The sequence below is a fragment of the Anaerolineae bacterium genome (genome assembly GCA_011176535.1).
Taxonomy (GTDB): domain Bacteria; phylum Chloroflexota; class Anaerolineae; order Anaerolineales; family DRMV01; genus DUEP01.
In genome coordinates, this window is record DUEP01000009.1 from 25,777 (window position 1) to 39,488 (window position 13,712).

Below are 13,712 nucleotides of genomic sequence, written 5' to 3' on the forward strand. Positions count from 1 at the left end.
GGTATGTTTAGACCACCCTGTGTTGAGGTACCCCGATAGGAGCGACCATGTATCCCATCCTTTCCGAGACCCCTGCGGCGGATCTGTCCACAGAGACTCTGGTGCGCCTGGTGGCGCGCTTCATGCGCATCGAAGCCATCACCTGGGGCGGCCAGGAGCCGGTGGTTGTTCGCTTCCGCGGCGAAATCCTTGGCGACACCGCCGAAGCCTACGACCGCCTGGTCCAGATGCTGGAGCCCCAGGAGATGACGCCGTTGTTCCGCTTTCGCGGAGGGCAACACGAGGTGATCCTCTTGCGTGGCCTGTTGCGTCCCGGCCCTTCCAACCCCTGGGTCAACCTGCTCATGTTCCTCTTCACCGTGGCCAGCGTGTTCTTTGCCGGGATGATGTACGCCTACCAAGGGCCGCCCACCTGGGGGCCGGAGGCCCTCCCCTATCTCAAAACCGCCCTCGGCGGCAGCCTGGCCTTCACCGCGAGCCTGCTGGCTATCCTGCTGGCCCACGAGTTCGGGCATTACCTGGCCGCCCGTTACCATGGCACGGCGGTCACGCTGCCCTACTTCATCCCCTTCCCCTTCAGTTACTTCGGCACCATGGGGGCCTTCATTCGCCTGAAAACCCCACCGAAGAACCGGCGCATTTTGCTGGACATCGGCCTGGCCGGGCCGGTCGCCGGGATGGTGGTCGCCCTTCCGGTGCTTTATCTGGGTTTGCGCCTTTCCCAAGTCGCCCCCCTTCCCGCCGTGCTACGGGCCGGGGAAGGGTTGATGCTGGAAGGCAACTCGCTGCTCTATCTGTTCATGAAGTGGCTGGTGAAAGGTCAACTGCTCCCCCATCCCGCCGTCTATCAAACCGCGCCGTTGTGGCACTGGGTGCGCTACATCTTCACCGGGCGCCCCTTGCCCCTGGGCGGCACCGATGTGCTGCTGCATCCGGTGGCCTGGGCCGGGTGGGCCGGGCTACTGGTGACGGCCCTCAACCTCATCCCCGCGGGCACCTTAGACGGCGGCCATGTGCTTTTCAGCGCCTTGGGCGACAAAGCGCGGCGCTTCTTCCCCTTCATCCTGGGCGGGCTGGCGTTGCTGGGTCTGGTGTGGACCGGCTGGTGGCTGTGGGCCTTCCTGCTTCTCTGGCTGGGCCGCACCTATGCCGAGCCGCTGGACATGGTGACGCCCCTGGACACCAAGCGCCGCTGGTGGGCCTTTTTCGGCCTGGTGCTCTTTCTCCTGGTCTTCACTCCTGTACCTTTGGCGGTGGTGATGCCATGAGCCAAACGCTGTGTCTGCACCACAATGACGCCGACGGACGGGCCTCGGCGGCCATCGTTCGTCGCTTCTACGGCCCCGAGACTCTGTGCTATGAAATGAACTACGGCGACCCGGTCCCCTGGGAGCAAGTGCAGCAAGCCGACCGGGTCGTGATGGTGGACTTCTCGCTGCCCTTGGAGGACACACAGCGTCTGGCCGAAGGGCGGGAGTTCATCTGGATCGACCACCACAAATCCTCCCTTGAGACGCTGGGGCCGGAGGCCGACCGCCGCGGCTGGCCGGGGCTGCGCAACACGGAAGAAGCCGCCTGCGTGCTCACCTGGCGGTTCTTCTTTCCGGACCAGCCGGTACCCCGCGCTGTGGTGCTCATCGGCGACCGCGACATCTGGCGCTGGGCCGAAGAGGACACCGGCCCCTTCAACGAAGGGCTGTATCGCGAACCCGACACCTCCCCCTGCAACGACGCCCTCTGGCAGCCCTTGCTGGACGACGACCCAGAAGCCCTGCAGCGACTCATCGAGCGCGGGCGTGTGCTGCGCGAAGCCCGGCTGCAGGATTTGCAGCGCGCTGTGGAGCGCCGCGCCTTTCCGGTGCTCTTCGAGGGCCATCGCACCCTGGCCATCAACCATCCCGGCAGCGGCGACCTGGGCGCCATCATCCGGGGCCTGGGGTACACCATAGCGTACACCTATGTGGACGGCGTGCAAAACGGAGAACTGCGCACCTTCGTCACCCTGTACTCCGACCAAATCGATGTCTCGGAAATTGCCCGGCGGTTCGGAGGTGGGGGACACGCCGGAGCCGCCGGGTTCAGTTTCCCCCGCGGGGTCGCCCCCTTCCCTCCCGGATCCCAGTGGGCCTTGCTCGATCCAGAACAAGAACACCCCCCTGAAAGCGAACACCAGCCCTGAGGTCCCGCCGGGCCTCTGGGCTTATCCGTGTTTCCCAGGCTTGTCCCCCACGCCAAATTCCTGTACACTTTAATCCCCCAACCCCTTCTCTGTGAGGACGGCCATGATTTTCACCCGCGAACAACTGGAAGCCTATGAGGAGCAGACCTTAGCGCCCTACGCCTGCAAAAGCAAGTACACCAAAGGGCGGGAATACCCCGAGGACGAGCCGGAGTACCGCACCGCGTTTCAGCGCGACCGGGAGCGCATCCTGCACACCACGGCCTTTCGGCGGCTGGAGTACAAAACCCAGGTCTTCATCAACTACGAGGGGGATTACTACCGCACCCGACTGACGCACACCCTGGAAGTAGCCCAGATTGGCCGCGCCATCGCCCGCGCTTTGGGGGCCAACGAAGACCTCACCGAGACCATTTGCCTGGCCCACGATCTGGGGCACCCGCCTTTCGGGCACTCTGGCGAGATGGTGCTGAACAGGTTGATGAAGGACCACGGCGGGTTCGACCACAACAAACAATCCCTGCGCATCGTCACCAAACTGGAGCGCCGCTATCCTGACTTCCCCGGGCTGAACCTGACCTGGGAAGTGCGCGAAGGCATCGTCAAACACGAAACCGAGTACGATGTCTCAGACGCCAAAGATTACAATCCCGAACTGCGGGGACATCTGGAAGCCCAAATCGCCAATGTGGCCGATGAGTTGGCCTACACCGCCCACGACTTGGACGACGGGCTGCGTTCGGGCATGATCACCCCCTTCATGCTCGATGGGCTGGAACTGTGGGAAGTGCTCAAAGAGAGCATCGGCTGGAAGAACGGCGAACTGGACGAACTCACCCGCCATCGGCTCATCCGTCGGCTCATCGGTCTGGAAGTCACAGACCTGGTCCACATCACGGCGCAACGGCTACGCGAAAGCGGCGTCCAGTCCGTCGAGGAATTGCAGCGCCTGCCTTACAATATGGTGGCCTTTAGCGAAACCATGACCCGCCGCAATCGGGAACTGAAGGACTTTCTCTACCGCAACCTCTACCGCCATTATCGCGTGGTGCGCATGGCCGTCAAAGCCGAGCGCATCATCAGCGACCTTTTCGAGGCCTACACCTCCGAGCCAGCCACCCTACCGCGCCACATCCACCAATGGGTCGAAGAGCGCGGGCTGTATCGCGCCGTGTGCGACTACATCGCCGGGATGACCGACCGCTTCGCCATCGAAGAACACCGCAAACTCTTCGACCCTCTGCGCCGTCCGTAAAGCCCCCTGCGAAGAACGCCCATGGTTCCCATAGACTACCTCGCTTTGCGACTCATCCGCCGGTGGCTGCCTGCGCCGGTGATGCGCTTTCTCATGCGTCAGCGCTGGTTCGTCCGCCCGGGGCTGGAAACCTCCGCCCCCAGCGCCGCGGTGGACCGCTACCAGCGCCTCTTGCACCCGGCCCGGCGAGACTGGTCGAGAAGCACCGTCTTCCTGCTCGGCTACGGCGGCTTCCTCGGCGTGGCCGTGGAGTTGCTGCGCCGCGGCGCGGCTCATGTGGTGCTCTACGACCCCTTCGCGCCCTTAGACCACGCCCGGAACGCCACCCTGTTGCCGCAGTACACCCACTACCTGTTGCCCCAGGGCGACCGGGTGCTCCCCCACCCCACCTTCATGACTCTGCTGCCCGCCATAGACCTGGACGCGGCCCTCAGGGAGCGTGCGGTCCCTCCCCTGGACCTGGTGCTCAGTTCCTCGGTGTACGAGCACATCACCGCCGAAGCCCTGGAGCGCACCACCCGCACCCTGGCGCAACACACCGCGCCCACCGGACTGCATTTGCATTTCATCGACCTGCGCGACCACTTCTTCAAGTACCCCTTCCAGATGCTCACCTTCTCGGAGAAAGTCTGGCGCCGATGGCTCAACCCGCCCAGCAACCTCAACCGCTGGCGGTTGAAGGACTACCGGGCGTTGTTCCAGCGTCACTTCGCCGAGGTGGAGATTCACATTCTGGAACGCGATGTGACGCGCTTTCGCCAGGTACGCGCCCGGATTCGCCCCGAATTTCTGACCCGCGACGAGGCCACCGACGCCGTCACCCAAATCGCCGTGGTGGCGCAACGGCCAAGAGTAGCGAATTCGCCCCCTTGAGGTGACACATGACGGAAACCCACCCCGAGGTCCTGATCATCGGCGGGGGGATCATCGGGCTGGCGACGGCCTACGCCCTGAGCCAGGAGGGCGCCCGGGTCACCGTGGTAGAACGGGACGACTTGGGTGCGGGGAGTTCCACCGGCAACGCTGGGTGGATCGTGCCCAGTTACAGCATTCCGCTGGCCTCCCCCCACGCCCTGAGGAACGGCTTGCGCTGGTTGCTCGACCCCCGCAGCCCCTTTTACATTCGGCCCCGCCCCAGCCCGGCCCTGCTGGGCTGGCTGTTGCGCTTCGTTTGGGCCAGTCGTTCCCGCGCCATGCGGCAGGGGCTAGCCGTGCTGCGTGATCTGGGCTTCGCCAGCCAGCGCCTGCTGGAGACCTGGCTCGAGCGAGAAGGCATCGAGTGCGGCTACCAGCGCCGGGGCGTGCTCACCCTGCACCGCACTCCCGAAGCGCATCGCGCTGCGGACGAAGAAGCCGCCCTGTTGCGCGAATTCGGTATTCGCGCCGAGGTGCTGACGAGGGAGGCCACGCTGAGCAAAGCCCCCTGGGTGCAGCCTTCCGTGGTGGGCAGCCTGTACACGCCCGACGACGGCCACCTGGACCCCGCGGCGCTGCTCCAAGGCCTGGCCCGGCGTCTCCGGCAACAGGGCATGGCGATTCACACCCACACCCCCGTGACCGGGCTCCGGGTGGCCGACGGACGGGTGCGCGAGGTGCTCACCCCCTCGCGGCGCTGGCAGCCCGAGGTGGTCGTCCTGGCGACCGGCGCCTGGAGCGCCGCCCTGGCGCGCCCCCTGGGCCTGGGTTTGCCCCTCCAGGCCGCCCGCGGGTACAGCGTAACCATGCCCCGACCACCCCAGGTCGGCGCGTTGCCCCTGATGCTGGGGACGAGCAAAGTGGCCGTCACCCCCTTGGGGGACCGCCTGCGCCTGGCCGGAACGCTGGAACTGGCCGGGGTGGAGGTGCGCCTCAATCCCCGCCGCGTGGAGGCCATCCTCGACGCCGTGCCCCGCTACCTGCGCCTGGAACGCCCCCAGGTGGATGTCCAGACCGCCTGGGTGGGGTTGCGCCCCTGCACCCCCGACGGGCTCCCGGTGATCGGCTGGGCGCCAGGGGTGCGCAACCTGCTCATCGCCACCGGGCATTGCATGTTGGGCGTCTCGCTGGCCGCCATCACCGGCCACCTGGTGGCGCAGTTGGTCACCGGCGCGCCCCCCACCCTCAATCTGCATCCCCTTCGCGTGACACGGTTCCGCTAAGGTATAATCTTTTTCGCACATCAAATCCTATCCGAGGAGCGAGCGATGTCGAGCAGCAAACCTCTATCCGAGATGGGCATGTGTAGCCTCGCCATCCATGTTGGCGAGGGTGAAAATCCTTACCATGCCCACATCACCCCCATCTTCCAAACCTCCACTTTTGGGTTCCCGGATGTTGCCACGGGAGCCGCTTTGTTTAAAGGGGAGGCATCAGGGTATGTGTACACCCGGATCGGCAACCCCAACCACACCCAACTGGCCAGGAAAATCGCCGCCCTGGAGGGCTACGACCTGATTAAAGCCAACCCCGACCGCGACCCCGACGACATCGTGGGGGGTATGGTCTTCGCCACGGGGATGGCCGCCATCAGCGCTGCCGTGTTGGCCCGGGTGCACGCCGGGCAAACCATCATCACCCAGCAGGCCATCTACGGCTCCTCGTTCAACCTGCTCCACGATGTGTTGACCCACTACGGGGTGCAGGTGGTTTTCGTGGACGGCACCGAGCTCAACGCCTGGGAAGCCGCACTGCAGCGCCACGAGAATGTGGCCCTGGTCTATGCGGAGACCCCGGCCAACCCCACCATGGCCATCGTGGATCTTCAGGCCGTGGCCGAGTTGGCCCACGCCCACGGCGCCTGGCTCATGGTGGACAACACCTTCGCCTCGCCCTACTGCCAGCGCCCGCTGACCTTAGGCGCCGATGTGGTCGTCCACAGCACCACGAAGTACATCTCCGGTCACGGGTTCATCGTCGGTGGGGCCGTGGTCACGCCCCACCTCGACTTCCTGCGCACCGACCTGAAGAAGATTCTGAAAACCTTTGGCGGCACACCCAGCCCCTTTGACACCTGGCTGACCTCAATCGGGTTGAAGACCTTCGCCCTGCGCATGGAGCGCCACTGCAGCAACGCCATGCGCATCGCCCGCTACCTGCACGATCACCCCAAAGTGACACGGGTGTTCTACCCCGGCCTGGAAGACGACCCCGGCCACGAAATAGCCAGGAAGCAAATGCACTGCTTCGGCGGCATGCTTTCCTTCGAACTCAAAGGCGGCTTTGACGCCGGCGTCAAGTTGATGGAGAGCGTGCAGATGATGACCCTGGCCGTCAGCCTGGGCAATGTGGACACCCTCATCCAGCACCCGGCCAGCATGACCCACGCCGTCGTCCCCCCCGAAGATCGCCGCAAGGCCGGGATTTCCGACGGCCTGGTGCGCCTCTCCGTGGGCGTGGAAGATGTGGACGACCTGCTCAATGACCTGGAGCAGGCCCTGGCGAAAGTGTAAACCCAACCTCTTCTGGCGGGGTTGGAGCCCCGCCAGAAGAGTTATATCCGCTCAATAATCGTGGCCGTGGCCATGCCGTGGCCGATACACATGGTTTGCAGGCCGTAGCGCCCCCCCACACGCTCCAACTCGTAGAGCATCTTGGTCATCAGGATGGCCCCGGTGGCGCCCAGGGGATGCCCATGGGCAATGGCACCGCCGTTGGGGTTCACTTTGTCCACATCCGGCGGCTCCACCTCTCGCATCCAGGCCAGCACTACACTGGCGAACGCCTCGTTGATCTCAATGACATCCATATCAGCCAGGGTCAACCCCGCCCGCTGGAGCACCTTGCGCGTCGCCGGGATCGGTCCATCCAGCATCAACATCGGGTCCGTACCCACCACCACCCGCGCCACAATGCGCGCGCGGGGCATCAGGTTCCAGCGTCCCACCGCTTTGGCCGAAGCCAACACCAACGCCGCCGAGCCGTCGCTGATCTGGCTGGCGTTGCCCGCGGTGATCACCCCATCGGGCTTGAAAGCGGGCTTGAGTTGCGCCATGGCCTCGCGGTCGGGGTTCATCCGCACACCTTCGTCCACCGTGACCACCTGCCCGTCGGGGCGCTCGATGGGCAAAATCTGCCCCTCCCAGCGGCCCTCACGAATGGCCCGCGCCGCCCGCAGGTGGCTCTCGTAGCCGAAATCGTCCAGCTCCTCGCGGGTCAGGCCCCACTTCTCGGCCATCAACTCCGCGCTGATGCCTTGGTGGACCAAACGATAGGGCAAATCGGGCCACTGGGCCGGGTAGTCACTGCCCAGCGGCACCCGGGACATCATCTCCGTGCCCCCGGCGATGACGATGTCCATATCGCCCGCCAGGATGGCCTGAGCGGCAAAGTGCACCGCCTGCTGACTGGAACCGCACATCCGGTTCAGGCTCACCGCCGGCACTTCCACGGGGAAGCCGGCTTTGAGCACAGCCAGCCGGGCCAGGTTGGCCCCCTGATCGCCCACGGGCGACACCACACCCCAAACCACATCGTCCACCCATTTGGGTTTCACACCAGCCCGACGCACGGCCTCTTGCAACACCCGCGCGCTCAGGTCCACCGGATGGATGGGATGCAGCGCGCCATGGGGCTTCCCCCTGCCGATAGGGGGGCGCACCGCGCTGAGGATAAACACATCACCACTCATGGGAAAAGGCCTCCCATCAAAAAGTTTCCGGCCGGACCTCACGGGCCGGTCCCGCGCCCAGGGGCGCGGCCAGCCCCCAGGGTCCTGCCCCATTTTCAGGGGATCAGCAAACCGCCAAAGGCACGGCCAACAAGGGGATCAGCATCTCCTCCGAGCTGAGGCCCCCGTGGCGTCCCAAAAGGTGGTTCTCCTTGGCCGCCCACCACAGGTAAGCGTGGTTCCGGGCCAACGCCACCCAGTCGCCCGTGCGGTCGCGCAGAGCGGGATGCGGTTCTCCCGGGCCCAACAAGCCGCTGCGCAGCACCTCCTCAGTACGACACAGGGCGAAATCGTCCGGCCAGGTCTCGACAAAATATTCCCGCACCGCGCGGGTGTGGCCCGGTCGGGGGTAGAGAAACATCAGGCGGTTTTCCCCGGTGGGCAAGAGATGCAAGTGCTCCATCAGGCGAGGGTGATGGCTCAATTCGTAGTGCGGATGCCTGGGCGTGGCAATCTGCCCATGGTCCGCGGTGAGGAGCAAGAGCGTGCCTTCCCGCGCCTGGGGAGAAAGCGTACGCAGCAAGTAGGCCTGCATGGCCGCTAGAAAGGTCTGCGCTTCCGCCAGCACGCGCGGATCGTCCGGGGAATGGCGGTGCGCCAGCGTGTCCACCGGCGACCAGTACACCCAGATGTAGGCCCGTTCCTCAGGGCGCTCCTCCAGCAGCAGGCGCAGGGTGATCCACAGGTCCGCCGGCGTGGTGAAACCGGCCGTCTCCACTTCGGGGAGCAGCATCCGCGAAAGGCCTGATCCCAAAATCTGATAGGGCTGCAGGGCGTACACCTTCACGCCCCGCGGGCGGAAAAGTTGTCCCAGCGTGGGGTGAGGCAAAAAACGCTCCGGCCGAAAGCCTGCCTTTTCCAGGCTGCCCACATCGCGGGTGAAGGAGATGGGCGCGTGATAGATCATGTTGGCCACCATCCCGTACTCCTTCAACCACACTTCATAGCCCACGATGCCGTGCTCGGTGGGCGAACGGCCCGTCCACAAGGTGGTCAGGGCGGCCGAGGTGGTGCTGGGCGTGATAGAGGTCAGGGGCGTAAACACGCCACAGAATGCCAGCCGCTGCCACCCGCTCAGCAGGCCCTGCTGGCAGGCCCGCCGCACCATCTCCATCCCAAACCCATCGATCAACACAAGAATCACCTTGCGAAACCGCTCGGGCAGGGCCTGCAAAATGTCAGGGGCCAGAGGCCGATGGGGCAGAGGGTTCTCCACACCCAGCCAGCGAAACACCGTCGGCGGGAGGTTGAGCAACCCCCATCCTTGGTAATGCGGCGGGAGGTGTTCAGGAGCCAACAGAAGTTGCGCAAAACGGGCTTCACGAAGGCGCGCTTCGGCTACAGCGGTCAGGTCCATGAGCCATCTCCTCAAGAAAGCGAATCGGCCTGACGGCCACGACCGGGACGGCCATCGGCACCTCTCCCTCCTGAGCGCAGGGCCAGCCAATCACGCGCCAGCCGTTTTTGCAGTATAATGGCAGCAACTTCTACGCGCCGGAGAGAAGGCTATGATAGCCCATTGGCACTCGTTGTGGCAAGGCCGTCGTGGCCGTCAATTGCGGGAATATCTTACCGCATATCTGATGATCGCGCCCGCGCTTGCTCTGATCTTCACCTTCGGCATTTTCCCCATCTTCTTTGCCCTTTATGTCAGCTTGCACCGCTGGCACATCCGCCAGGGCAAGTTCCTCGGCCTGGGGAACTATGTGAAAGCCATCGACGCCCTGGCGTATGTGCTCTTTTTCGCCACCGCGTTGGGTTTGCTTTACTTAGGGTGGCGCACCCTGCAAAACATACGCCAGACCGCGCAAACCAACCGCGAGCAACCCTGGAGCCTGGCTGTACCGGGCCTCGCCTTTACGGCGGCAGGGTTGCTTTTTTTGCGCTGGGGTGTCCTGGCGCTGCCTGCCGTGCTGGGGATCGCCGACAAAGCCCTGCACATGGAGCGCACGCCGGGATTGTTCCGCCGCCTGCTTTTCGAAGCCCTCAGTGAACCTCCCATTTGGAACGCCTTCTGGCAAAGCGTGGGGGGCTTGCTGGTCGCGGTCATCCTGGCCCAGTTGAGCCGCCGATGGTTTGCCTCGCCTCGGCGGACCACCTACCTGCTCCAATGGTTTAGCGGCAGCCTGTTCCTCACCGTGGGCGGCCTGACCGCCTGGTTCACCTACGCTCAGTTGCGGCAGGCCGTTCAGAAAGCCCTGGAAAGCGGCAAAGAGCCGTCCATGGGCATCCATGTGGTGCTCATCACCTCAGGCTTGCTGCTATTGTGGGCTTCCTGGCGTCTGTGGCAAAGCGCCGTGCGCCACGACAACGACAAAGTGTTTCTCCTGCGGGGATTCGCGGCTTTGCTGCTCATCGTGGCTGGCTGGGTGCTCATCGGCGAATTGCCCCCGGTGATCCAGGAAGGCGATAAGAACCTCTGGGAAGGACTGCTGCACACCGTGTATTACGCGCTGGGAACCATTCCCTTCCAACTCAGTATCGCGCTGGTGCTGGCCTATATTCTTTTCCAGAATGTCTGGGGGCGGGAATTCTTCCGGGTGGTGTACTTTTTACCCTATGTGACCCCGGCTGTGGCCAGCGCCGCCGTCTTCCGCCTGCTTTTCCTGGGCCATCCAGCCGGGTTGGTCAACCAGATCCTGCGCCTGGTGGGCATCCCCTCTCTCAAGTGGCTCTGGGAACCCCGGGGGGTGTTCCAAGTCATCGGCGACCTGTTGGGGATCTCCGTGCCTTCCTGGGCGGGCGGTCCCAGCCTGGCGCTCACGGTGGTCATCATTTACTCCATCTGGACTTTCGTGGGCTACGATACGGTGATCTACCTGGCCGGGCTGGGGAACATCGACCGCGAAATCAACGAGGCGGCGGCCATTGACGGCGCCAGCAGATGGCAAATCTTCCGCTATGTCACCCTGCCGCTGCTCTCGCCGACCACCTATTTCCTCTCGGTCATCGCCGTCATCGGCACCTTCAAAGCCTTCAACCACATCTATGTGATGCGCGAAGCCGCCGCATTGGGCACCATGGATACCTTCTCGGTGGTCATCTTTGACACCTTTTTCACCGATACGCGCTACGGCTACGCCTCGGCGATGGCCTTCATCCTCTTTGCCATCATTTTGCTCCTCACCTACTTCAACAACAAAATCCAGGGCTCACGCGTGTTCTACCAATAGGGGAGGCTGACCCATGATTGCCAAAACCCAGTGGCGTTATCGCCTTCAACGCACCATGCTCCGCACCCTCATGTACGCCGTCCTCGCCCTTGGGGCCGTCATTGCCATGCTCCCCTTTTTGTGGATGCTCTCCACCTCTCTCATGACCTTAGGGGAAGCCATCAACGGACGGTTGTTGCCCGAGGTTCCCCAGTGGCACAACTATGCCGTGGCCTGGAAAGAGGCCAACTTCTCCGAGTATTTCGTCAACTCGGTGCAAATCACCCTGATCACCCTGGCCGGTGAACTGACCTTCAGCGTGCTGGCCGCCTATGCCTTCGCCCGGATTCGTTTTCCAGGGCGAGACATCATCTTCGGCATCCTGCTGAGCACCATGATGATCCCGGCCATGGTGTTGGTCATCCCCAACTTCCTGACGGTGACCTGGCTGGGACGGGTCGGCCCCATCAAATGGGTCAACAACTGGCCCGCACTGACCATCCCTTTCATGGGGAGCGTGTTCAGCATCTTCCTGTTGCGTCAGTTTTTCGCCCAGATTCCGAACGATTTGTTCGATGCGGCCCAAATCGACGGGGCCGGACACTGGCAATTTCTCTGGCATGTGGCCCTGCCCCTGGTCAAAGCGCCCATTTTGGTGATCACCGTCCTCTCCTTCATCGGCTCGTGGAACGCCCTGGCCTGGCCGCTGCTGGTGACCAACACGCCCGATTGGCGCCCCATCGCCGTGGGCTTGTATAATTTCATCGACGAAGCCGGTTCCGAACTCAACCTGCAAATGGCCGGCTCGGTGATCACCATCTTGCCCATTTTGATCCTTTACTTCCTCACGCAGCGTCAGTTCACCGAGAGCATCGCCCGCAGCGGCTTGAAAGGGTGAGGCGTTCGGTGGTACACTATAAACCGCCGTTCCGTAATCGCCGGGTTTCCGGCAAACCCACAAACCCTCAAGGAGGTGGTCGAAATGTCTCGCAAATGGTTCTTTGTGCTTGCCTTAGTGGCCTTGGTGTTGCCTCTTGCCCTCACGGGGTGCAAGAGCGCCACGCCGACGCCTGAGGCCCCGAAGGCCACGGAAGCCCCTGCCGCCACCGAGGCCCCTGCCGCCACCGAGGCCCCTGCGGCCACAGAAGCCCCCACCGAAGCGGCTCCCGAGTCCACCTTAGGGGTGAAGCCCGAGGACCTGCAGGGCGTCACCATCACCTTCTGGCATGTGTGGAGCCGCGGCACAGGTGAGGAGTTGCAAAAGTTGGTGGACGAGTTCAACGCCACCAACGAGTGGGGCATCACCGTCGTCGCCGAGAACCAGGGCGGTTACGGGGACATGTTCGACAAGATGAACGCCGCCATTCAATCGGGTGAACTGCCCAACATCACCGTGGGCTACCAGAACCAAGCCGCGGCCTGGGATCAGGCGGGCGAGATCATCGCCGACCTCAACCCCTACATCAACGACCCGGTGTTCGGCCTGAGCCAGGACGAGGTTGCCGACTTCCTGCCCATTTTCTGGGATCAGGATGTGCTCAACGGCAAGCGCATGGGCATTCCGGCGCAGCGCTCCGGCCAGTTCATGTTCTACAACGCCGGCTGGGCCAAGGAACTGGGCTTCGACAAGCCGCCGATGACCCCTGAAGAATTTCAGGCCCAGGTGTGCGCCGCGGCCGAGGCCAACAACAACGACGACAACCCCGACAATGACGGCACGGGCGGCTACATCTACAACGCCGGTGCTTCGGTCATCGCGGGCTGGGTGTGGGCCTTTGGCGGCGACATCGTGGACGCCGAGGGCAAGTACACCCTCAACACCCCCGAAATGCAGAAGGCCCTGGAGTACCTCTATGACCTCAAGCAGGCCGGCTGCGCCTGGCCCGGCGTGAACCGCTACCCCAACCCCGAGTTTGCTTCCCGCCAGGCCCTGGTGACCACCAGCAGCATCGCCGGGATCCCCTACCAGGCCAAGGCCATGCAGGAGGCCGGCAGCACTGACGAGTGGACTTTGATCCCCTTCCCCGCCGCGGGTGACAAGCCCGTGATGGACATCTACGGTCCGTCCTTCTTCGTGGTCAAATCCACCCCGGAGAAGGAGGTCGCCTCCTGGCTCTTCCTCAAGTGGTTCACCATGCCGGAGAACCAGGCGCGCTGGGCCAAGGTGAGCGGCTACCTGCCCACCCGCAAGAGCACGGTGGAATACCTGAAGGATTACCTGCAGGAGAACCCGCAGTACGCCGCGGGCTTCAACGCCGTGTTCGGCGGCGAGGTCGAACTGAAGTTCGAGCCGCGGGATGCCTCCTGGAACGCGGTGCGCCGCGCCATCTTTGACAGCCTCAGCCAGGTCTTCGCCGACGACTTCACCAAGGACCAGATCCCTGCGCTGCTCGAAGAACTCCAGAAGACCGCCGACGACCTCTACGCCGAATACCACTAACCCCGTGGGCGCGGAGAACCCTGACCTGCCAGGCGCTTTGC

At 63.8% G+C, this 13,712-nt stretch carries 11 protein-coding genes; 9 read left to right on the forward strand and 2 right to left on the reverse strand.

What is annotated here, in order from left to right:
* The first annotated feature begins 47 nt into the window (after window positions 1-47).
* The 6 genes from G4O04_01890 to G4O04_01915 all read left to right on the forward strand — a co-directional run bounded on the left by G4O04_01890 (window position 48) and on the right by G4O04_01915 (window position 6,862).
* The gene (locus G4O04_01890) at window positions 48-1,268 is read left to right on the forward strand and encodes a site-2 protease family protein (GenBank protein ID HEY57288.1); all 1,221 of its coding nucleotides are present in this window, start codon (window positions 48-50) and stop codon (window positions 1,266-1,268) included.
* Window positions 1,265-2,179, forward strand: coding sequence for a hypothetical protein (locus tag G4O04_01895; GenBank protein HEY57289.1), 915 nt, complete (start codon window positions 1,265-1,267; stop codon window positions 2,177-2,179). Before G4O04_01890 ends, G4O04_01895 begins: the two co-directional genes overlap by 4 nt.
* A 103-nt stretch (window positions 2,180-2,282) precedes the next feature.
* Complete coding sequence (locus tag G4O04_01900) at window positions 2,283-3,434, forward strand: deoxyguanosinetriphosphate triphosphohydrolase (GenBank protein ID HEY57290.1); 1,152 nt, start codon at window positions 2,283-2,285, stop codon at window positions 3,432-3,434.
* A 21-nt stretch (window positions 3,435-3,455) separates the two neighbouring features.
* Window positions 3,456-4,307: a hypothetical protein gene (locus tag G4O04_01905; GenBank protein ID HEY57291.1), complete on the forward strand. Its 852-nt coding sequence runs from the start codon at window positions 3,456-3,458 to the stop codon at window positions 4,305-4,307.
* A gap of 8 nt (window positions 4,308-4,315) precedes the next feature.
* Window positions 4,316-5,572 (forward strand): FAD-dependent oxidoreductase, encoded by a 1,257-nt coding sequence (locus G4O04_01910; protein HEY57292.1) that lies wholly within the window; start codon window positions 4,316-4,318, stop codon window positions 5,570-5,572.
* A gap of 72 nt (window positions 5,573-5,644) precedes the next feature.
* A complete protein-coding gene (locus tag G4O04_01915) occupies window positions 5,645-6,862 on the forward strand; it encodes an aminotransferase class I/II-fold pyridoxal phosphate-dependent enzyme (protein HEY57293.1) in 1,218 nt (405 codons plus the stop codon).
* A gap of 41 nt (window positions 6,863-6,903) precedes the next feature.
* Here G4O04_01915 and G4O04_01920 read toward each other — a convergent pair whose 3' ends face one another.
* Both G4O04_01920 and G4O04_01925 read right to left on the reverse strand, forming a co-directional pair.
* The gene (locus G4O04_01920) at window positions 6,904-8,040 is read right to left on the reverse strand and encodes a thiolase family protein (GenBank protein ID HEY57294.1); all 1,137 of its coding nucleotides are present in this window, start codon (window positions 8,038-8,040) and stop codon (window positions 6,904-6,906) included.
* Window positions 8,041-8,143: 103 nt separating this feature from the next.
* The gene (locus tag G4O04_01925) at window positions 8,144-9,436 is read right to left on the reverse strand and encodes an alkaline phosphatase family protein (protein ID HEY57295.1); all 1,293 of its coding nucleotides are present in this window, start codon (window positions 9,434-9,436) and stop codon (window positions 8,144-8,146) included.
* Window positions 9,437-9,587: 151 nt separating this feature from the next.
* Here G4O04_01925 and G4O04_01930 point away from each other — a divergent pair, with 151 nt between their 5' ends.
* The 3 genes from G4O04_01930 to G4O04_01940 all read left to right on the forward strand — a co-directional run bounded on the left by G4O04_01930 (window position 9,588) and on the right by G4O04_01940 (window position 13,671).
* Complete coding sequence (locus tag G4O04_01930; GenBank protein ID HEY57296.1) at window positions 9,588-11,252, forward strand: sugar ABC transporter permease; 1,665 nt, start codon at window positions 9,588-9,590, stop codon at window positions 11,250-11,252.
* A gap of 13 nt (window positions 11,253-11,265) precedes the next feature.
* Entirely contained in the window at window positions 11,266-12,129 is an 864-nt protein-coding gene (locus tag G4O04_01935; GenBank protein HEY57297.1) for a carbohydrate ABC transporter permease, read from the forward strand.
* An 84-nt stretch (window positions 12,130-12,213) separates the two neighbouring features.
* Window positions 12,214-13,671 (forward strand): extracellular solute-binding protein, encoded by a 1,458-nt coding sequence (locus G4O04_01940; GenBank protein HEY57298.1) that lies wholly within the window; start codon window positions 12,214-12,216, stop codon window positions 13,669-13,671.
* The last annotated feature ends 41 nt before the right edge of the window (window positions 13,672-13,712 follow it).

Coding starts and splice junctions, on each gene's coding strand:
- G4O04_01915 (HEY57293.1), top strand. CDS start 5,645: ATGGGCATGTGTAGCCTCGCCATCCATGTTGGCGAGGGTGAAAATCCT.
- G4O04_01890 (HEY57288.1), top strand. CDS start 48: ATGTATCCCATCCTTTCCGAGACCCCTGCGGCGGATCTGTCCACAGAG.
- G4O04_01905 (HEY57291.1), top strand. CDS start 3,456: ATGGTTCCCATAGACTACCTCGCTTTGCGACTCATCCGCCGGTGGCTG.
- G4O04_01935 (HEY57297.1), top strand. CDS start 11,266: ATGATTGCCAAAACCCAGTGGCGTTATCGCCTTCAACGCACCATGCTC.
- G4O04_01930 (HEY57296.1), top strand. CDS start 9,588: ATGATAGCCCATTGGCACTCGTTGTGGCAAGGCCGTCGTGGCCGTCAA.
- G4O04_01925 (HEY57295.1), bottom strand. CDS start 9,436: ATGGACCTGACCGCTGTAGCCGAAGCGCGCCTTCGTGAAGCCCGTTTT.
- G4O04_01920 (HEY57294.1), bottom strand. CDS start 8,040: ATGAGTGGTGATGTGTTTATCCTCAGCGCGGTGCGCCCCCCTATCGGC.
- G4O04_01910 (HEY57292.1), top strand. CDS start 4,316: ATGACGGAAACCCACCCCGAGGTCCTGATCATCGGCGGGGGGATCATC.
- G4O04_01900 (HEY57290.1), top strand. CDS start 2,283: ATGATTTTCACCCGCGAACAACTGGAAGCCTATGAGGAGCAGACCTTA.
- G4O04_01940 (HEY57298.1), top strand. CDS start 12,214: ATGTCTCGCAAATGGTTCTTTGTGCTTGCCTTAGTGGCCTTGGTGTTG.
- G4O04_01895 (HEY57289.1), top strand. CDS start 1,265: ATGAGCCAAACGCTGTGTCTGCACCACAATGACGCCGACGGACGGGCC.